Source organism: Actinoplanes sp. NPDC051470 (genome assembly GCF_040682035.1).
GTDB lineage: Bacteria > Actinomycetota > Actinomycetes > Mycobacteriales > Micromonosporaceae > Actinoplanes.
Genome location: NZ_JBFBAA010000025.1, coordinates 88,241 through 107,438 on the forward strand (window position 1 = coordinate 88,241; position 19,198 = coordinate 107,438).

Sequence of the window (19,198 nt, forward strand, 5' to 3'; positions counted from 1 at the left end):
GGCCGGATCCGGCGGCGTGCATCCAGGGAGTGGCTCTCCCACGATGAACGCTCCGCTCCCGGCCGGCCCGGGCCCGGCCCAGGGTGGAGGCATGCGGAAACGAAACTTGGGAACGACCGGGCCGGCCGTCTCGGCGCTCGGGCTGGGCGCGATGGGCATGTCGGGTGAGGCGTACGGCGCGTCCGACCGCGCGGAGAGCATCGCCACCGTGCACGCGGCTCTGGACGCGGGCGTCACGCTGATCGACACCGGCGACTTCTACGCCATGGGTCACAACGAGCTGCTGCTCGGCGAGGCGCTTCGTGGCGTCGACCGGGACAGCTACCAGCTCAGCGTCAAGTTCGGGCAGATGCGCGGGCCGGGCGGGGTGTTCGGCCCGGCCGACTGCCGGCCCGAGGCGGTGCGGAACTTCCTGGCGTACACGCTGAATCGGTTGGGGGTTGATCACGTCGACATCTACCGTCCCGCGAGGCTCGACCCGGACGTGCCGATCGAGGACACGGTCGGTGCGGTCAAGGAGATGATCGAGGCGGGGTACGTGCGCCATGTCGGCCTGTCCGAGGTCGGCGCCGAGACGATCCGCCGCGCGCACGCGGTGCACCCGATCGCCGACCTGCAGATCGAGTACTCGCTGATCTCCCGCGGCGTCGAGGACGAGGTGCTGCCCACGCTGCGCGAGCTGGGGATCGGAATGACCGCGTACGGCGTGCTGAGCCGCGGCCTGATCTCCGGGCACTGGTCGGCCGACAAGGCCGGCGACCCGCGCAGCGCGATCATGCCCCGGTTCGCGGGCGAGAACGTGCGGCACAACCTCGGCCTGGTCGACGGGCTGGCCCGGGTGGCCGAGGCGAAGGGCTGCACGGTGGCCCAGCTCGCGATCGCCTGGGTGGCGGCGCGGGGCGACGACATCGTGCCGGTGGTGGGCGCCCGGACCCGCGTACGGCTGAACGAGGCCCTGCCCGCGCTCGACCTGACACTGACCGCCGACGACCTGGCCGAGATCGAGAAGGCGGTCCCGCTGGGCGCGGCCCGGGGCGACCGCTACCCGGCGCCGATGATGGCGTTCCTTGACGTCGGCAACTGAGTCACTTCGGCTTCTCGACGTTGATCGAGCCCAGCCCCACCCGGACGTCCACGTCGACCTTGTCGTCGGCGCGGCGCCAGGCGCCCGGCTCGAAGACGGTGCCGCGGGCGACGCCGCGGACGAGTTTGCCCTCGATCGTGGCGCTGCCCGCGCCGCCGCGCGCTCGAACCCGGACCGGGGCCGCGCCGCCGGCGGACACCTTCAGCCGGTTGATGTCACCGGTGACGCGAACCGGCAGCGTCTCGCTCGGCTGCGGCAGGCGCAGCAGGACGTCCGCGGCGTCCCCGGCCAGGTCGACCCGATCCACCACCGCCTTGGTGACGTCGATGTCGGCGTTGTTGATCGACGCGTCGACCCGCAGCGTCCAGCGCACCGCGGCCGACAGGATCACGTCGACCGCTTCGGGCCCGGGCTTGCCGGTGGCGACCAGGCTCAGGCTCACGGTGTCGCCGTCCAGCCTGGTGTCCGGGCGGACGCTGCCGCCGTCCGGGCTGCTCACCCGGAACAGGTCGGTCTCGGTGTTGCCGGCCCGGATCCGCACCGCCGACGCGTTGCTGGTCACCACGAACACCGCGGTCGTCCGGTCGCCGGTCGGGGCGGAGACCAGCTGCGGTGCGGCGGCCTTCTCCTCGGTCGGGGTCGCGGTCGGCGTAGCGGTCGCGGTCGGGGCGGGGCGCTGGGTGTAGAAGTACGTCCCCGCGGCGGCGAGCACCACCACGGCCAGCGCCGACAGCACCACCGGCCGGCGGCGTGACCTGGGGCGCGGCGACTTCTTCGGGGGCAGCGGGAGGGTGGGCCGGTTGTCAGCCGGAGGCGCGGGCGGGAACGGGACGGTCGGTTCCTCGGTGTAGTAGTCGGCCTCGGCGATCCGATGCGGCAGGTCCGGCCAATAGTCGGAGATGGACGGCGGTGACTCGCGGCCGTCTGTGGCGGTGACGTCCATGTGTGCTCCCGGTGACAGATGTCGATCACCCTGCGATACGGATCCGGCACCGGCCAGGTTCATCCGCCGGGTGTGTCGTGCTTGTTAAAGGTTGACCGCCGTCACGGAAGGCTCGGTTCGAGGGGGCCGGCGGCCGAGCGCAACCGCGCCGCGTCAGCGCCGGGCGGGGCGCCGAAGAGGCGGCGGTACTCGCGGCTGAACTGTGACGGGCTGTCGTAGCCGACCAGGTGGCCCACGCCGGCCACGTCGTCGGGGCGGGCCAGCAGCAGCAGCGAACGGGCCTCCTGGAGGCGGAGCCGTTTCTGGAACTGGAGCGGGCTCATCGCCGTGACGTCGCGGAAGTGGCGGTGGAACGCGGACGCGCTCATGCCGGCCCGGCGGGCCAGGTCGTCGACCCGCATCGGCTCGGCGTAGTTGGCGCGCAGCCAGCCGATGGCCCGGTTGACGTGTGACAGGTTGCTGTCGGCGAGGGCGATCTGCCGCAGCGACTCGCCGTGCGGGCCGGTCAGCACGCGCCACAGGATCTCCCGCTCGTACAGCGGCGCCAGCACCTCGACGTCGCGCGGCTCGTCGAGCAGCCGGACCAGCCGGGTGACCGCGTCCAGCAGGGCCGGGCCGGCCGGGCCGGTGGCCAGCGCCGACCGGGCGGCGGACGGCCGGGCCGGGGGAGCGGACAGCAGCAGCGGCGTGATCGTCTCCGGACGCAGCGTCAGGCCCAGGCCCAGCGCCGGGGTGTCGAAGAAGTGGCCGCTCACCGGCACACCGGTCGTCACGATCAGGCACTCGCCGGCCCGGTACTCGTACATCCGGTCGCCGAGCAGCAGCCGCTTGCCGCCGCGCGCCATCACCACCAGCAACGGGTCGGTCATCGAGAACTCGTGGTCACTGCCGGTCACGCGCGACAGGAACAGGCCCGGTATGCGCGTGCGCATGTCCGGCCGGGCGTGCCGCTCGATGAGGGTTTCCAGCTCCACGGGGAGGATTGTGCAAGACCGCCGGTGCTCCTGACTACCCCCGCGGCGCTCTCGGGAAGAGGCTTGTGACATGCCTCTGGACCATTACGTGACGCTCGGCCGCTCCGGCCTCCGGGTCAGCCCGTTCGCCCTCGGCGCGATGACCTTCGGGGAGGATCCGCCCGGCGCCGGCAGCAGCGTCGAGGAGTCCGAGAAGATCCTCGCCGGTTACCTCGACCGGGGCGGCAACTTCATCGACACCGCCAATTTCTACACCAACGGCCACTCCGAGAAGATCCTCGGCGACTGGTTCGCCCGTCAGCCCGGCCGCCGCGACCGCGTGGTGCTGGCGACGAAGTTCTTCTTCAACATGTTCCCCGGCGACCCGAACGGCGGCGGCGCCGGCCGAGGCTCGATCACCGCTCAGCTCGACGAGTCGTTGCGCCGGCTGCAGACCGACCACGTCGACCTCTACTGGCTGCACAACTGGGACCGCAACACCCCGATCGAGGAGACCATGCGCGCCCTCGACGACCTGGTCCGGGCGGGCAAGATCCGGTACATCGGCTTCTCGAACACGCCGGCCTGGCTGACCGCGCCGTCTACCCGCCCCTGCTCGCCGGCGACGTCAGATACTGACGGTCAAGAGCTTGATGTCGTGGGCCGGTGGGTGGTTCAGACCGTCGCTCCCGCCGAGGGTCGCTCCGCTCCACGTGGGTGAATGGTCACCCTTCCAAGATCGTCAAGACGCGTTGCTGTAGACGCGCGTAGGGGTCACGAAGACGGCTGTGCGGCGCTGTTCGACCATGGTGCGGTCGTAGGCGTCCCAGTCGTCGTGGGTGCCGCCGGCGGCCGTGAAGATCTCGCGCAGCAGCAGGCGCAGGCCCTCGGCGTCAACGCCGTCGCGCGGGTCGTCGGGCCCGATCAGCTCGGCCCGGCCCTCGACGGCCGCCCACTGCCAGCCGTCGCGGAACGTCACGGTCAGCTGCGGCCGCGCACGGAGATTGGCCAGCTTGACCGGCCCGTACGTGACGAACGCCAGGTCTCCCTTGACGATCCCGGTGTTGACCAGCGACGCCTGAATGGTCTGATCGGCCCGCAGTGTCGACACGATCGCCAGGCCCGAGTCGCCCCGGCTGAGTTCCCACGCCGCTTCCAACGTCATCGTCATGCGCCGAACCCTACGCCGCGACCCCGTCGCCGACCGGCGTCCTCAGGGATGGGTGGCGCGCCAGCGTTGCCAGGAAGGGTTGATCATGAAGGCGTGGACGATGCTCGCGATCCACACGCCGAAGGCCAGGCCCATCGCCCAGCGGTACAGCCGGCCGTCCGGATCGGCGTCCCGCAAGGTGTAGACCGCGGTCCAGCCGAGCGCGAGGTAGACGATCCCGGCGATCCACCAGCCGGCCCGCCGGGTCCGCGCGCCGAGATAGATGAACGCCGCCCCGCCCAGGCAGCTGAACCCCAGAATCGGCAGGAGCAGCCACCACCTGTCCCGGAACCTCCCCGTCATGCCGACACGCTACCGTCCGAAGTGATGAGTTCCGAGAGCCCGGTCTCCGGCGTGCCTCGCGACCTGCGTCGTCACCGTGAGGCAGGATCGGGAGGTGCTACCGGATGAGGACCTCGACACGTCGACCCTGAGTGAGCGGCAACGGCAGGTGCTGACCGTCATCCGGGACTGGGCGATCCGGCACGGCCACTCACCGTCCACCCGCGAGATCGGCGACACGCTCGGCCTCGGCGCGTCCTCGGTCGGCCGGCACCTGCGGGCCCTGGAGGAGTACGGCTTCCTGCGCCGCGGCCGCACGGTGAGCCGCCCGGTCGACATCCGCATGTTCCTGCGGCCGCCCCGCCAGCGCCGGGAGCCGGCCACGGTCAGCGTCCCGGTCGTCGGTGACATCGCCGCCGGCGCCCCGATCCTGGCCGAGCAGAGCGCCGACGACGAGGTGCTGGCGCTGCCCCGCGACCTGGTCGGCCGGGGCACGCTGTTCTGCCTGCGGGTCCGCGGCGACTCGATGGTCGACGCGGCCATCTGCGACGGCGACATCGTGGTGGTGCGCCAGCAGTCCGAGGCCTACAACGGCGACATCGTGGCCGCGATGATCGACGAGGAGGCGACGGTCAAGGTCTACCGCCGCCGCTCCGGCCACGTCGTGCTCGAGGCCCGCAATCCCGCGTACGCCGACATCGACGGCGACCGGGCCACCATCCTCGGCAAGGTCGTCTCGGTCCTCCGCCAGACGTAGCGGTTATTCAGTGGGGCCGGACCGGGCGGTTGGTTACCGTGCCGGGGTGCCCAACCTGTTGCCGCGCGCCACGCCGGCCGCCGCCGGGGTGTCGTCCCGGTCGATCGCCGCGCTGCTGGACCGGCTCGACGCCTTGTCCGTCGAGCTTCATTCGATCATGGTCGTGCGGCACGGCCGGGTCGTGGCCGAAGGCTGGTGGGCGCCCTTCTCGGCCGGGCGTCCTCATCTGCTGTACTCGCTGACGAAGTCGTTCACCTCGGTCGCGGTCGGGCTGACGATCGCCGACGGGCTCCTCTCGCTGGACGACCGGGTGGTGGACGTGTTGCCCGACCACGTCCCGGCCGGCATCCCGGAGCAGGGCCGCCGGATCACCGTCCATCATCTGCTGTCGATGACGAGCGGGCACCGGACGGACAGCCTGGCCGAGGCCTGGCGGCTGGAACCGGGCGACCTGGTCAAGGGCTTCCTGCGCGTGCCGTTCCCCGACCCGGAGGGGACCCGGCACGCCTATGACAACGCGACCACGTTCCTCCTGGCCCGGATGGTGGAACGGGTGACCGGCCGCGGTCTGCCCGAGCTGCTCGACGAGCGCCTGTTCGAGCCGATGGGCGTCGATCACGCCGAGTGGGACCGGGTGGCCGGCGGGGCCGCCTTCGGATTCCACGGGCTGCATCTCACGACCGAGGCGGTGGCCGCGTTCGGCGAGTTGTTGCGGCGCGAGGGCCGGTGGGGCGACCGGCAACTCGTTCCGGGCGCCTGGGTGCGGCTCGCGACCAGCCGGCACGTCGAAACCCTGCCCCCGGAGACGGGTGCGGCCGGCGCCGACTTCCTCCACGGGTACGGGTACCAGTTCTGGATGTCGCGGCACGGCTACTTCGGGAACGGTCACAACGGCCAGCAATGCCTGGTCGTACCCGAACACGATCTCGTGGTTGCCCTGACCTCGGCCACGACCGATGAGCAGCTGGCCTTGGACGCGATCTGGGGCTGCCTGCTGCCCGGTCTGGACCATGGGGACAGCCCCCGGGACGACGAGATCCTGGCCGATCGCCTGCGAGGGCTGTCCCTGCCGCCGGTGCCGGGCGTGGCCGCCCCGGGACGCTCGGCCGAGGCGAAACTCGACGGCTCCGCCGCGGATGCACCGCTGCCCGACGGCACCGCGGTGTCCGTCGAGCCCACGGACGGCGGATGGCTCCTGCGGCTCGGGCCGTCCCTCACCATCGCGGCCGGCCACGGCGAGTGGCGGGAGAGCGTGCCGCTCGGCCGCCCGGTCGTCGCGGCCGGCGCCTGGCAGGGCAACACCTTCGTCGCCGACCTGTACGTCATCACCACCCCGCACCGGGTCCGGCTGGCGGTCGACGCCGACGCCGGAACCGCGGTGGCGACGTGGAACACGGTGCCCCTGACCGGCCCCGGCCTGACGCTCCACCTGCGGTCGCCGCTGATGACCCGGCCCGACGTCGCGTAGTACTCCCGTCGGTGCAGAACGTCTCCGTGCGGCGTATCCGTGGGTGACGTCATTCGGACGACGACCGGGTGGGTCGCCCGCTCCTAGCTTGCTCGCATGACAAGGATGCGATGGGGGATCGTGGCGTTGCTCGGGGTGTCGGCCGCGGCGATCGTGGCGGCGGACGCGGTCAATCCGGAGGTGGACCCGGTCGGTGAGATGGTCAGCCGCTACGTGAACTTCACGGCCGGGTGGCTGATCACCGTGGCGCTGCTGGGGATCGGAGTGGCCTCGGCCGGGGTGACCTGGCTGGTCCGCGCCGGCGTCGGCCGCATCGCGCTCGGGTGCTGGGCGGCTGGGGTGCTGGTGGCCGGGGTGTTTCCGGCGGATCCGCCCGGACGGTGGGATCAGGCGTCCACTTCGGACATGCTGCATGGCGCGGCGGCGTGGACGGCGTTCGCGGTGTTTCCGGTCGCGGCGGTGCTGCTCGGGCGTACGCGGGCGTTGCGGGGGCTGGCCGTCGTGTCGGCGATGACTACTGTGGTGTTGGCCGTGTTCATGATCGACGTCATGGACGGGCCGTCGATGCCCGGGATCGGTGCGGCCGAGCGGGTGCTGATCCTGGTCAACCTGGTGTGGCTGGCGATCGCGGCGGTCCGGGTGGAACGGGGGCAGGACGATGATCGATCCGGGCGTGCCGATCCGGCTGGCGCGGCCGTGCGCTGATCTGGATGCGGCGCGGCGCGGCGTGCTTGGGCGGGCGGCCCCGAGGTGACGCGGGGCGGGGCCGGGCGAGTGGCCCGGAGCTGCGGCGCGGCGCGGCCTGGTGGAGGAAGGCCGGCGCGGGGCTGGATCGGCACTAGGCTGGGCGGATGACCGACGCGGCCACCGTCGAGGATGTGCATGAGATCGCGCTCGGGATGCCGCATGTCAAGGTCGAGTACGGCGGCGGGAAGAACCCGGTCTACCAGGTCGGCGGGAAGTCGTTCGTGTTCTTCCGGAACCCGCGACCGGACGCGGTCGACCCGGCGACCGGGGAACGCTATCCCGACGTGATCGTCTTCTGGGTGGAGTCGGACGCGGACAAGCAGGCCCTGGTGCAGGACGAGACCACGCCGTTCTTCACCACGCCGCATTTCGAGGGCCACCTGTCGGTGCTGGTGCGGGCCGCCCGCCTCGGCGAGATCACGCGCGCCGAGCTGGCCGAGGTGATCCAGGACGCCTGGCTGGCCCGGGCGTCGGAGGCGCGCCGCCGGGCGTGGCTGAAGCGCGACGATTCGTAAATCCGGAACGTACCCAGCGGGTACGTGCGACGCCACCTTCTCCCGCGTGGCGGGCCTGGCCGACGCCGCCTGGTCTCGTTCGGGTCCTATAACTATCCCGGCCGCTACCTGCGTCACTGCGACTTCGTGCTTCGCATCGACCCACTGAGCAGCGCTTCTCCGAGCGGCGACCGGCAGGACGCCACCTTCCGATCACCTCATAAGCCGACGAATCGCCAAGTCCCTCATCCTTTCGGTTGGCGGCGTCTGGCCGTACGGTTATGTTTGCCCGACGGCAAACGTTGCCGACCGGCAAGGGGAGAGGGTCCCGTGAACGCATCCGTGCTCGCCGACACCGCCGCCAGCGACCTCATCACCGAGTTCGCCCTCACGCCGGCCGACGACCCCGCCCGCGCCGCCCGCCGCGCCCGTGCGATCGAGGCCTGGCTGCCCCTGGCGCAACACCTGGCCCGCCGCTACCACGGCCGTGGCGAGCCGCTCGGTGACCTGACCCAGGTCGCCATGGTCGGGCTGATCAAGGCCGTCGACCGGTTCGAGCCCGACCGCGGCGTCGAGTTCTCCGGCTTCGCCGTACCCACGATCGTCGGCGAGATCAAGCGGCACTTCCGCGACCGGACCTGGTTCATCCGGGTCCCGCGGCGCCTGCAGGAGCTGCGGCTGGAGATCACCGCGGCCACCAACGAGCTCACCCACACGCTGGGCCGCTCGCCGACCGCCGCCGACGTCGCCGCCCACCTCGGCATCACCGAGGAGGAGGTGCTGGAGGGTCTCGAGGGCGCCCGCGCGTACGCACCGACCAGCCTGTCGACCCCCGCCGGCGAGGAGGGCAGCGGCGAGCTGGGCGACACCTTCGGCAGCGAGGACAAGGGGTACGAGCTGGCCGAGCTGCGCGTCGCCCTGGGCCCCGCGCTGGCCGCCCTCGACGAGCGCGAGCAGCGCATCCTGTCCATGCGCTTCTACGGCAACCTCACCCAGTCGGAGATCGCCACCCGCATCGGCGTCTCCCAGATGCACGTCTCGCGCCTGCTCACCAAGGCCCTGGCCAAGCTCCGCACCCACCTCGACGGTTGATCCAGGGCGTCTCGTGGATCAGCCAGGGCTGCGACGTGGCTGTGCACACCGAGACCGGCTGGCGCATCTCCCACCGCGTGATCCTGCCGCGGCGCACACCCTTGTCAGCCGGCTGATACCCAGCGCCAGTCGCAGCCCGGCATCGCTTGCTCTGTTGTGGGGCGGCATCCGGCGAGTGGGCACCTGGCAGCGTGAGTTCGGCCGTGATCAGCGTGAGCTGACGTCGCGGTAGGCCTGGGTGAGGAGGGACAGGTAGCGCGCGGGGGTGTGGGCGGCGATGTCGCGGTGGCCGGCCGACACCACGGCGGCGCGCAGCGGGGTGTCGCTGAGCAGGCTGACGATCGCCGCGGCGAAGGATTCGGGGTCGGGCGAGGCGGTCACCCGGGGCGGAAGGGCGGGGTCGATGCGGTGGGCCAGCGCCGCGTCGGCGACCACGACCGGCACCCCGGCCGCCTCCGCCTCGGCCAGCACCAGCCCCTGCGTGTCGGTCAGGGACGGGAAGGCGAACACGTCGGCCCTCGCGTAGAAGTCATCGACCGACGACGGCGGCACCGGCGGGATCAACGAGACGCGGTCGCCCAGCCCGAGGCGGTCGGCGGCCCGCCTGACCGTCGGCCGGCCCTGGTGTGCGCCCACGAAGACCAGCTGGGCGTCGGGGAACGAGCGCAGCACCAGCTGGAACGCGGCGAGCAGCAGCGCCGGATTCTTCTCCGGCGTGACCCGCCCGACGCAGAGGACGACCGGCCCGCCGGAGCGCGGTGCGATGGTGGCCGCGCGAAGGGCAACCGGCGTGGGCAGGACCCGGATCGACGGGGTGTGACCGACGGCGGCCAGCGACGCCGCGGCCTTCCGGGAGGGCGCCAGGATCAGGTGGGTACGGGCGAACAGCCCATGGCCGAGCACGGCGAGCCGGTGGTGCCGCCGCCCGTTCCAGTCGGTGAGTTCCAGGTAGTCGCGGGCCGACCAGCCGAGGCGCATCCGGTGGGCCGACGAGGCGGCCGCGAACGCCAGGTCGGGGTAGTGCCGGACGTAGGCCAGCATGTCGATGTGCCAGGTGACGACGACCGGCAGCCGGTGCCGGGCCGCGTACGCGAACCCGGTCATTCCGGCCGTACCCGTCGTATGGATGTGCACCACGTCGGCCGGAACCGAAGGCCCGGCGCCCCACGGGACCGCCACCCGCATGCGCCGGACCGGGTACGGCACCGAGCGGAGCTCGTCCGGCCGCAGCCGCCCGAGCAGCCGGCCGGGCCGGTGGTCACGGACCAGGTGCCCGGCCGACCGGAGCAGCGCGACCGTGCGGCCGACCGAGGCCGACACCCCGTCCGGCCGGCCCGGGTGGCTGTCACTGAAGTGCGCGATGCGCACCGGCGAACGGCCTCAGTCGTCGCCGGCGGGGACGCTGTTCAGCTCGCGCAGCTGCTGGGTGACGTGGTCGTTGAGTGCCGTCTGGTAGCTGCGGGCCAGCATGCCGAGGCGGTCGATCTCGTCGAGGGTGGCCGACCGCTTGGCGGTCAGCGTGCTCAGCGCCTCGCTGTGGTTGCGCCGCGCGTCGCTCTCGATGGTCGCCGCCTTGATCTCGGCCTCGCTGGTGATCTGCTCGGCCTTGCTGCGGGCGGTGCCCATCACCTGCTCGGCCTCGTGCTCGGCGTCGCGCATGTGGTCGTCCGCGGTGCGCTGCGCCATGGCCAGCACGCGCTGGTTGCGGTCGTCGTCACCGGCGATCGGCGGCGGCGTCGGCGGGGTGGAGCGCCGGGCGCGTTCGAGCTGGTCCTGCGTGTTGCGGGCGCTCTGCTCGGCCCGGGCCCGGGCCTCCTGTGCGCGTTCGAGCTGGGCCGCGATCTCGGCGAACTCGGAGTTGAGCACCATCGTCGACGCGGCCCCGCCGGGTGGCGGGCCGCCGCGCTGGGCCCGGTCGCGGAGGGAGCCGTTCTCTTCGAGCAGCCGGATCAGCTCCTGCTCGACCTCGTCGAGAAACGCGTCCACCTCCTCCTCGTCGTATCCACGCTTGCCCATGGGCGGCTTCTTGAACGCCATGTTGTGGATGTCTGCGGGAGTGAGCGGCATCGTGGGGTCCTCGTTCATACGGCGGCGGATGGTGCGGCAGGCATTTTAAGCAATCCGGGGCTCCTTCGTAGTGTCCATGGTCACGTACGGGCGTTCTTTCAGGGTGCCAAAGCGTGTGCGAGCTGCGTCGACCAGGCCCGGACGACACCCGCCCGTCTTCGCGAATCGTCGGTCAGGACGTCGGCCAGGGCCAGCCCACGGGCCAGATCGAGGGTTGCCTGCACCATCGCCCGCTGGGCCGGGTCGGCATCGTCGACGCCGAGCAGCCGGACCGCCCGTTGGTGCATGGCCCGCGCAAAATGCCTTTCCAGGGGTACGACCGCAGCACGCAGTTCGGGGTCCGCCGCGGCCACCGCCCACACCTGGAGCGCGGCCTGGAACAGTTCGCCCCGCATGCCCTCGACCAGCCCGGCAACGACGCGGTGGATGCGCTGCGGCCCGGCGCCCCGCGGTTCCGGCAGGGTGTCGAGTTGCGCGGCGCGTTCCGCGAACATGTGTTCCAGGGCCCCCAAGATCAAATCTTCCCGGGTACGGAAGTGATGCTGCACCGCACCCCGGCTCATCCCGGCCTCCGCCGCGATGAAACCGACCGTGGAAGCTTCCCATCCATGGGTCGCGAGGCATCGGATGGTGGTCTCCAGGAGCCTTCGGCGTGTCGCGCGGCTGCGGTCCTGTTTCGGCGCCGTCTCAGTCATCCTCGACCACGACCAGCGTGGTGCCCTGGCCCACCTGCTGACCCAGGGTCACCGGAATCTCGCCCACGGTGCCTTCGCCCGGGGCTCGGACCGCGTGCTCCATCTTCATCGCCTCGAGCCAGACCAGCGGCTGTCCCGCCGTGACCGTCTCGCCCACGGCCACGCCCACCCGCACCACCGTCCCGGGCATCGGCGCGACCAGCGCCCCGGCCGCCACCTGGGCCGAGGGGTCGGCGAAGCGCGGCACCACCCGCAGTTCCACCGACCCGTCCGGTCCGTCGACGACGACCCGATCGGCGAAGCGCCCGACCGTCCACCGCCGGCGCACACCGTCCACGTCGAGCACGACCGTGTCCGCGTCCGCCCGCACCAGGGTGGCCGAGGGGTGGTCGGGAGCGTCGAGCCCGTCGCGGGTGAAGCGGTAGCGCACGTCGATCGGGTGGTCGCCCACCGCGTAGGTCCGGCGCCGGTGGCCGACCGGAATGTTCCGGAAGCCGCTCGTCACGCCGGGCAGCAGCGGGCCGCGTCCGGCGGCCGCGTCGGACACCGCCGCCACGAGAGCGAAGAGGCCCGGGTCGGGGGAGTGGATCAGGGTCGCCGGGGGATGGGCGGTGTAGAAGCTGGTGTCGGCCGTGCCGTCCAGGAAGGACGGATGCAGCAGGCTGCCGGCCAGCAGGTCGCGGTTGGTGGTGACGCCGTGGAGGCGAGCGCGGCGGAGCGCGGCCGCGAGGCTCCGGGCCGCCTCGTCACGCGTGGCGGCGTAGGAGATGACCTTGGCCAGCATCGCGTCGTAGTGCGGCCCCACGACCGTGCCCGCCTCGACGCCGGCGTCGACCCGCAGCAGTGGTAGCTCCTCGCGGTATCCGGCGCCCGGATACCGCCCCTGGCTACCACTGATCTCGAAGGCGGCGACCGTGCCGGTCTGGGGGCGCCAGTCGTCGAGCGGGCTCTCGGCGTACAGGCGGGCCTCGATGGCGTGGCCGGTCATCTCGGGCTCGGGGCCGGTCAGCGGCCGGCCGGACGCCACGTCGAGCTGGAGGGCGACCAGGTCGACGCCGGTCACGCATTCGGTGACCGGGTGCTCGACCTGGAGCCGGGTGTTCATCTCGAGGAACCAGAAGTCGCCGTCGGCGGTGGCCAGGAACTCGACCGTCCCGGCGCCGACGTAATCGACCGCGGCGGCCGCGTCCCGGCCCGCCGCCAGCAGCCGTTTGCGCAGGTCGCCGCCGAGCCGCTCGACCAGGGGCGAGGGCGCCTCCTCGATCACCTTCTGGTGCCGGCGCTGCAACGAGCACTCCCGCTCGCCGAGCGCCCAGATCGTCCCGTGCCCGTCCGCGAGGATCTGCACCTCGACGTGGTGCCCGGCCGGCAGGTAGCGCTCGCAGAAGACGGTCGGATCGCCGAACGCGGAGGCCGCTTCCCGGGAGGCGGCCGCCACCGCATCCGACAACTCGGAGAGGTCGGAGACCACGCGCATCCCGCGTCCGCCGCCCCCGGCCGATGCTTTGACCAGCACCGGAAGGTCGGCCGCGGCGATCGACGCGGGGTCGAGTCCGGGGAGCACCGGGACGCCGGCGGAGGCCATCAGGCTCTTCGCCGACACCTTCGAGCCCATCGCCGCGATCGCCGAGGGCGACGGCCCGATCCAGGTCAGCCCGGCGTCCAGCACGGCCTGGGCGAAGCCGGCGTTCTCGGAGAGGAACCCGTACCCGGGGTGGATCGCGTCGGCCCCGGCGCGGCGGGCCGCCTCGATGATCAGATCACCCCGGAGGTACGTGTCGGCCGGGGAAGCGCCGGGGAGGCGTACCCCTGCATCTGCCTCTTGAACGTGGGGACTGCCGGCGTCGGCGTCCGAGAACACCGCGACCGTGCCCAGCCCGCGCCGGCGACACGTACGGAAGATCCGGCTCGCGATCTCGCCCCGGTTGGCGACCAGTACCGACGTGATCATGGGTGCCCTCACATCCGGAAGACGCCGAAGGCGTCGGTGCCGCGGACCGGCGCGCTGTGGATCGCCGAGAGCGCGACCCCGAGCACGTCCCGGGTGTCCCGCGGATCGATGATGCCGTCGTCGTAGACCAGCCCGGACAGGACCATGGGCATCGCCTCCGCGGAGATCTGCTGCTCGATCATCTGCCGGACGACCTGGGCGCCGTCCTCGTCGAAGGGCCGGCCCCGGGACAGCGCGGACGCCTTCGAGACCATGTACTGCACGTCGGCCAGCTGCTGCGCGCCCATCACGGCGGAACGCGCGCTGGGCCAGGCGAAGACGAACCGCGGGTCGTACGCCCGCCCGCACATCCCGTAGTGCCCGGCGCCGTACGAGTTGCCGATCAGCAGCGAGATGTGCGGGACGGTCGAGTTGGCCACCGCGTTGATCATCATGGCGCCGTGTTTGATGATGCCGCCCTGCTCGTACTCCTGACCGACCATGTAGCCGGTGGTGTTGTGCAGGAACAGCAGCGGCGTGTGCGAGCGGTTGGCCAGCTGGATGAACTGGGTGGCCTTCTGCGACTCCTCGCTGAACAGCACGCCCCGCTCGTTGGCCAGGATGCCGACCGGATAGCCGTGCACGGTGGCCCAGCCGGTCACCAGCGAGCTCCCGTACCGCGGCTTGACCTCGTCGAACTCGCTGTCGTCGGCGATCCGGGCGATGATCTCCCGCGGGTCGAACGGGGCCTTGAGGCCTGGCGGCACGATCGACAGCAGATCCTCGCCGGGATATCGCGGCGGCTTGACAGGCCCCGGCGCGGGAGCGGATTTGCGCCAGTTCAGGCGGGCCACGATGCGCCGGCCGATCCGGATCGCGTCCGGCTCGTCCACCGCGAAGTGGTCGGCCAGCCCCGACACCGTCGCGTGCATCTCGGCGCCGCCCAGCGACTCGTCGTCCGACTCCTCGCCGGTGGCCGCCTTGACCAGGGGCGGTCCGGCCAGGAAGACCTTCGACCGCTGCTCGATCATCACCACGTGGTCGCTCATCCCCGGCAGGTACGCGCCACCGGCGGTCGAGTTGCCGAACACCAGCGCGATCGTCGGGATGCCGGCCGCCGACAGCCGGGTCAGATTGCGGAACACCGCGCCGCCCGGGATGAACACGTCCTTCTGGGTCGGCAGGTCGGCCCCGCCCGACTCGACCAGGGAGATCACCGGCAGCCGGTTGGCCAGCGCGATCTCGTGCATGCGGAGCGTCTTGCGCAGCGACCACGGGTTGCTGGCGCCGCCCTTGACCGTGGGGTCGTTGGCGATCAGCAGGCACTCGACGCCGCTGACCACGCCGATCCCGGCCACCACGCTGCCGCCGACGGCGAAGTCCGACCCGTACCCGGCCAGCGCGGCCAGCTCCAGGAACGGCGCGTCCGGGTCGAGCAGCAGCTCGATGCGCTCGCGGGCGGTCAGCTTGCCGCGCCCGTGGTGCCGGTCGACCGCCTTCGGCCCGCCGCCCGCGACCGCCTTGGCCGTCTCGCCCCCGATCTCGTCGAGCGCCGCCAGCATGGAGTCCCGGGCGGCCAGCGCCTCCGGACCGGCGGTGTCCAGGGTGGACCTGATCGTGGTCACGCGTCCTCCAGCAGCCAGGCGGGGATGTCGACATGCCGGGCGCGCAGCCACTCGCCGAGGCCCTTGGCCTGCGGGTCGAACCGCGCGTGATAGGCCACGCCCTGGCCGAGCAGGCCCTCGATCACGACGTTGACGGCGTTGATGCGCGGCAGGCGGGTGATTCGGATCGGCAGCTCCGCCGCCTCGGGGAGCAGGTCTTTCAGGGTGCGCTCGGTGATGAGCGCGCTGAGCCATGGGTACGCTCTCGCGTCGCGTACCCAGAGGCCGATGTTGGCGTCGCCGCCCTTGTCGCCGGAGCGTGCCCCGGCGAGCGTGCCCAGCGGGAGGCGGCGGGCTTGAGAGAACGCCGCGCCGCCCGGCGGCGGGCCGGTCAGCGGCTCCAACGCGCGCGTCACCGGCGGCGGGGCGATCGTCTCGACCGTCCCGTCGGCCAGCACCACCTCGTGCTCGCCCTGCCGGACATATGACGATGTGAACACACCGTAGGGGTGGGCGCGGCCGGGCGGTGAGGTCGCGAAGAAGCCGGGGTACGAGGCCAGCGCCAGCTCGACCGCGCCATCGGCGAACGCCCGGCCCGCCACCTTCTCGTCACGGTCGCGGGCGACCACGGTGAGCAGCGCGGACGCCTGCTGCTGGGTCGGCGCGTCGGGCACGTCGAGGCGGGTCAGCGTCCACGTGACCTCGGCCGGCCGGGTTCGTGCGGCCGCCTCGAACTGGCGGCGGAACAGGGCGGCCTTGGCCTCGATGTCGAGCCCGGTCAGGACCACGGTCAGCTCGTTGCGGAAGCCGCCCACCGACGTGTGGGCCACCTTGAGGTCGGGCGGCGGCGCCTCACCGCGTACACCGGTGATCTCGACCCGGTCGGGGCCGGCCGCCCGCAGCTCGACGGTGTCGAGGCGGGTGGTCACGTCGGGGCCGGCGTAGCGGGCGTCGCCGATCTCGTACACCAGCTGGGCGGTGACCGTGCCGACGGTGACCGCGCCGCCGGTGCCGGGGTGCTTGGTGATGACGCTGGAACCGTCGGGGCGGATCTCGGCGATCGGGAAGCCGGGCCGGTCGAGGTCGTCGATCTCGACGAAGAACGCGTAGTTGCCGCCGGTGGACTGGGTGCCGCACTCCAGGACGTGCCCGGCCACCGTGGCGCCGGCCAGCGCGTCGAGGTCGGTGCGGTTCCAGCCGAAGCGGGCGATGGCCGGGCCGACGACCAGGGACGCGTCGGTGACCCGGCCGGTGACCACGACGTCGGCGCCGGCCTCGATCGCCAGGGCGATGCCGAAGGCGCCCAGGTAGGCGTACCCGTCGTCGTGCCGGACGTTGTTGATCGTGGCGACGCGGGCGGCCGGGTCGAGATCCTTGATCGCGGCGGCGAGCGCGGCGGGGTTCACACCGCCCGCATTGGCCACGATGGTCACACGGCGGTCGAGGGCCAGCCGGAGGCAGTCGCGGAGCTGGGCCAGGAACGTGCGGGCGTAACCGGCGCCGGGGTCGGCCGCCCGGTCGCGCTGGAGGATGAGCATGGTCAGCTCGGCCAGGTAGTCGCCGGTGAGGACGTCGAGGACGCCGTCGGGGCCGCCGCCCTCCAGCATCTCCCGCATCGCCGGGAGCCGGTCCCCGTAGAAGCCGGAGCAGTTGCCGATGCGCAGCACCACGTGACGGTCGCACAACCCGGAAAAACAAGCAAGCGTGCTTGTTTCCGCGGTACGCCGGTGGCATCGTCGGCTCATGCGGTTGAACGAGGACCATCACGCGTTCCGGGAGAGTGTCCGCCGGTTCGTCGAGGCGGAGGTCAATCCGTACGTCGACGGCTGGGAGGCGGCTGGTCGCGTACCTCTGCACGAGCTGTTCCCGAAGGCCGCCAAGCTGGGGCTGCTGGGGCTGGAGTACGACACCGCGTACGGCGGTGAGGGCGCCGACCACAGTTTCCAGATGGTCGCGGCCGAGGAGTACGGCCGGGTGCACGCCAGCGGCGTCGGCATGGCGATCGGCGTGCAGGCGATGATGGCCACGCCGTCCCTGCACGACCTCGGCACCCCCGACCTCAAGGCGCGGTTCCTCGCCCCGGCGATCGCCGGCGCCGCGGTCGCCGCGATCGCGGTCACCGAGCCGGACACCGGATCGGACGTGTCCCGGCTGCGTACCCGGGCGGTCCGCGACGGCGACGACTGGGTGATCACCGGCCGGAAGGTCTACATCACCAACGGCAGCCAGGCCGACTGGGTCTGCCTGCTCGCGCGCACCTCGGACGAGGGCGGCCACCGGGGCATGTCGCAGATCGTGGTGCCGGCCGACTCGCCCGGGTTCAGCGTGGCGCGCACGTTCGCCAAGCTCGGCAACCACTGCTCGGACACGGCCGAGCTGGTGCTCGACGAGGTGCGGGTGCCGGTCGCGAACACGATCGGCACGGTCGGGCGCGGCTTCCAGCAGCAGATGCGGCAGTTCGTCACCGAGCGCATGTTCGCGGCGTACACCACGGTCGGCTCGGCCCAGTACGCGCTGGACCGCACCCGCGACTTCGTCCGCGATCGGACGGTCTTCGGTACCAAGCTCGCCGACCGGCAGTACGTGGCCTTCCGGCTCACCGAGCTCCAGGCCGAGGTCGACCTGCTGCGCAGCCACAACCTGCAGACGTGCGAGGCGCTGATGGCCGGCGAGGACATCACCCGGATGGCGACGGTGGCCAAGCTGAAGGCCGGCCGGCTGATCCGCGAGGTCGCCGACTGGTGCCTGCAGTTCCACGGCGGCATGGGCTACCTCGAGGAGACGTGGACCGCCCGGTTCGCCCGCGACGTCCGCCTCACCGCGATCGGCGCCGGCGCCGACGAGGTCATGCTCTCGGTGCTGGCCCGCATGGACGGGCTTCCCGGATGAGAACAGCACTGGTCACCGGCGGGATGAGTGGTCTCGGCGCGGCCGCCGCGGCCCGCCTCGCGGCCGACGGCATCCGGGTCATTCGGCTCGACATCGCGGCCGGGGCCGACGTGGTGGCCGACGTGACGTCGACCGAGGCCGTCCGGGCCCTGGACGTCGGCCCGGTCGACATCCTGGTCAACTCGGCCGGCATCATCGGGCCGGCCGGGCCGCTGTGGGAACTGCCGCCGGACGGGTGGGACAGGACGTTCGCGGTCAACGTGCGCGGCACCTTCAACCTGTGCCAGGCCTTCGTCCCCGGCATGATCGAGCGCGGCTGGGGCCGGGTGATCAACATGGCCAGCATCAGCGGCAAGGACGGCAACCCGAACATGTCCGCGTACTCGGCCTCGAAGGCGGCCGTGATCGCGCTGACCAAGTCGCTGGGCAAGGAGCTGGCCACCACCGGCGTGCTGGTCAACGCCATCGCGCCGGCGGTGATCGAGACGCCGATGAACGCCTCCACCGACCCGGCCGCGCTGGCCCACATCACCAGCCTGATCCCGATGAAGCGGGTCGGGCAACCGGAAGAGGTGGCCGAGCTGATCGCGTGGCTGGCCTCCGACCGGGTTACCTTCTCTACCGGGGCCGTCTACGACATCAGCGGCGGGCGGGCCACCTATTAGCTCAAGATTGACTCGGTTCGATCCATCTTGGAGACTGCTGTCGGCCCCGACCGGCACCGCCTGGAGGAGACGACCATGACTGACGCACGCAGCTGGACCGACCTCGGCAATCTGACTCCCACAGCCCTGCAGGATCTCCTGACCATCGGGCCGGGCGGCGGCGTCGGCGGCAACTGCCGCGTGAGCGCCACCTGGCCCGGCGACGCCGGCAACTGCCGCGTGAGCGCCACCTGGCCCGGCTCGGCCGGGAACTGCCGGGTCAGCGCTGTCCCGCCCGGCTCGGCCGGGAACTGCCGGGTCGCGCCGATCCGCTGACCG

20 protein-coding genes and 1 pseudogene are annotated in these 19,198 nt (G+C 72.1%); 11 read left to right on the plus strand and 10 right to left on the minus strand.

The genetic code is table 11. The features are described 5' to 3' along the window. Positions 1-91: 91 nt before the first annotated feature. Positions 92-1,084 (plus strand): aldo/keto reductase, encoded by a 993-nt coding sequence (locus AB0M54_RS34330; protein WP_364475924.1) that lies wholly within the window; start codon positions 92-94, stop codon positions 1,082-1,084. Between the two features lies 1 nt (position 1,085). Here the strand turns inward: AB0M54_RS34330 and AB0M54_RS34335 are convergent, their stop codons facing one another. Next, positions 1,086-2,027: a hypothetical protein gene (locus tag AB0M54_RS34335; RefSeq protein WP_364321979.1), complete on the minus strand. Its 942-nt coding sequence runs from the start codon at positions 2,025-2,027 to the stop codon at positions 1,086-1,088. 101 nt (positions 2,028-2,128) lie between these two features. After that, positions 2,129-3,001 carry an AraC family transcriptional regulator gene (locus tag AB0M54_RS34340; RefSeq protein ID WP_364475926.1) on the minus strand — a complete coding sequence of 291 codons (873 nt, stop codon included), beginning with the start codon at positions 2,999-3,001 and terminating at the stop codon, positions 2,129-2,131. Positions 3,002-3,071: 70 nt separating this feature from the next. Between AB0M54_RS34340 and AB0M54_RS34345 the strand changes: the two genes are divergently transcribed. Further along, positions 3,072-3,701, plus strand: coding sequence for an aldo/keto reductase (locus AB0M54_RS34345; RefSeq protein WP_364321973.1), 630 nt, complete (start codon positions 3,072-3,074; stop codon positions 3,699-3,701). A 21-nt stretch (positions 3,702-3,722) separates the two neighbouring features. Here AB0M54_RS34345 and AB0M54_RS34350 read toward each other — a convergent pair whose 3' ends face one another. Next, positions 3,723-4,151, minus strand: a complete 429-nt coding sequence (locus AB0M54_RS34350; RefSeq protein WP_364321970.1) for a TIGR03618 family F420-dependent PPOX class oxidoreductase — start codon at positions 4,149-4,151, stop codon at positions 3,723-3,725. A 42-nt stretch (positions 4,152-4,193) separates the two neighbouring features. After that, positions 4,194-4,493, minus strand: coding sequence for a hypothetical protein (locus AB0M54_RS34355; RefSeq protein ID WP_364321967.1), 300 nt, complete (start codon positions 4,491-4,493; stop codon positions 4,194-4,196). A 94-nt stretch (positions 4,494-4,587) separates the two neighbouring features. Here AB0M54_RS34355 and lexA point away from each other — a divergent pair, with 94 nt between their 5' ends. The 6 genes and pseudogenes from lexA to AB0M54_RS34385 all read left to right on the plus strand — a co-directional run bounded on the left by lexA (position 4,588) and on the right by AB0M54_RS34385 (position 9,030). Further along, positions 4,588-5,229, plus strand: a complete 642-nt coding sequence (gene lexA / locus AB0M54_RS34360) for a transcriptional repressor LexA (RefSeq protein WP_364321964.1) — start codon at positions 4,588-4,590, stop codon at positions 5,227-5,229. Between the two features lie 46 nt (positions 5,230-5,275). Next, on the plus strand, positions 5,276-6,697 hold the full coding sequence (locus AB0M54_RS34365; protein ID WP_364475928.1) for a serine hydrolase domain-containing protein: 1,422 nt from the start codon (positions 5,276-5,278) through the stop codon (positions 6,695-6,697). A 96-nt stretch (positions 6,698-6,793) separates the two neighbouring features. Then, positions 6,794-7,402: a DUF998 domain-containing protein gene (locus AB0M54_RS34370; RefSeq protein ID WP_364321958.1), complete on the plus strand. Its 609-nt coding sequence runs from the start codon at positions 6,794-6,796 to the stop codon at positions 7,400-7,402. Positions 7,403-7,548: 146 nt separating this feature from the next. Next, positions 7,549-7,959 (plus strand): MmcQ/YjbR family DNA-binding protein, encoded by a 411-nt coding sequence (locus AB0M54_RS34375; protein WP_364475930.1) that lies wholly within the window; start codon positions 7,549-7,551, stop codon positions 7,957-7,959. Positions 7,960-7,983: 24 nt separating this feature from the next. After that, a pseudogene (locus tag AB0M54_RS34380) lies at positions 7,984-8,139 on the plus strand (AbfB domain-containing protein); the annotation flags it as partial. Positions 8,140-8,268: 129 nt separating this feature from the next. After that, positions 8,269-9,030 carry a SigB/SigF/SigG family RNA polymerase sigma factor gene (locus AB0M54_RS34385; protein WP_364476003.1) on the plus strand — a complete coding sequence of 254 codons (762 nt, stop codon included), beginning with the start codon at positions 8,269-8,271 and terminating at the stop codon, positions 9,028-9,030. A gap of 207 nt (positions 9,031-9,237) precedes the next feature. On the opposite strand, the gene AB0M54_RS34390 is transcribed toward AB0M54_RS34385, so the two are convergent. The 6 genes from AB0M54_RS34390 to AB0M54_RS34415 form a co-directional block, all read right to left on the minus strand. Then, a complete protein-coding gene (locus AB0M54_RS34390) occupies positions 9,238-10,398 on the minus strand; it encodes a glycosyltransferase (RefSeq protein WP_364475932.1) in 1,161 nt (386 codons plus the stop codon). A 12-nt stretch (positions 10,399-10,410) separates the two neighbouring features. Beyond that, positions 10,411-11,115 carry a DivIVA domain-containing protein gene (locus tag AB0M54_RS34395; RefSeq protein WP_364321949.1) on the minus strand — a complete coding sequence of 235 codons (705 nt, stop codon included), beginning with the start codon at positions 11,113-11,115 and terminating at the stop codon, positions 10,411-10,413. Positions 11,116-11,195: 80 nt separating this feature from the next. Next, positions 11,196-11,792, minus strand: coding sequence for a TetR/AcrR family transcriptional regulator (locus AB0M54_RS34400; RefSeq protein WP_364321946.1), 597 nt, complete (start codon positions 11,790-11,792; stop codon positions 11,196-11,198). Further along, complete coding sequence (locus AB0M54_RS34405) at positions 11,785-13,743, minus strand: biotin carboxylase N-terminal domain-containing protein (protein WP_364475934.1); 1,959 nt, start codon at positions 13,741-13,743, stop codon at positions 11,785-11,787. Before AB0M54_RS34405 ends, AB0M54_RS34400 begins: the two co-directional genes overlap by 8 nt. Positions 13,744-13,751: 8 nt before the next feature. Beyond that, the gene (locus tag AB0M54_RS34410) at positions 13,752-15,347 is read right to left on the minus strand and encodes an acyl-CoA carboxylase subunit beta (RefSeq protein ID WP_364475936.1); all 1,596 of its coding nucleotides are present in this window, start codon (positions 15,345-15,347) and stop codon (positions 13,752-13,754) included. Then, positions 15,344-16,993, minus strand: coding sequence for an acyclic terpene utilization AtuA family protein (locus AB0M54_RS34415; protein ID WP_364475938.1), 1,650 nt, complete (start codon positions 16,991-16,993; stop codon positions 15,344-15,346). The genes AB0M54_RS34410 and AB0M54_RS34415 overlap by 4 nt, the downstream gene beginning before the upstream one ends. A gap of 76 nt (positions 16,994-17,069) precedes the next feature. Here AB0M54_RS34415 and AB0M54_RS34420 point away from each other — a divergent pair, with 76 nt between their 5' ends. The 3 genes from AB0M54_RS34420 to AB0M54_RS34430 all read left to right on the plus strand — a co-directional run bounded on the left by AB0M54_RS34420 (position 17,070) and on the right by AB0M54_RS34430 (position 19,195). Beyond that, positions 17,070-18,215 carry an acyl-CoA dehydrogenase family protein gene (locus AB0M54_RS34420; protein ID WP_364475940.1) on the plus strand — a complete coding sequence of 382 codons (1,146 nt, stop codon included), beginning with the start codon at positions 17,070-17,072 and terminating at the stop codon, positions 18,213-18,215. Further along, positions 18,212-18,880 carry an SDR family NAD(P)-dependent oxidoreductase gene (locus tag AB0M54_RS34425; protein ID WP_364475942.1) on the plus strand — a complete coding sequence of 223 codons (669 nt, stop codon included), beginning with the start codon at positions 18,212-18,214 and terminating at the stop codon, positions 18,878-18,880. Before AB0M54_RS34420 ends, AB0M54_RS34425 begins: the two co-directional genes overlap by 4 nt. A 75-nt stretch (positions 18,881-18,955) precedes the next feature. Next, complete coding sequence (locus AB0M54_RS34430) at positions 18,956-19,195, plus strand: hypothetical protein (RefSeq protein WP_364475944.1); 240 nt, start codon at positions 18,956-18,958, stop codon at positions 19,193-19,195. Positions 19,196-19,198: the final 3 nt, after the last annotated feature.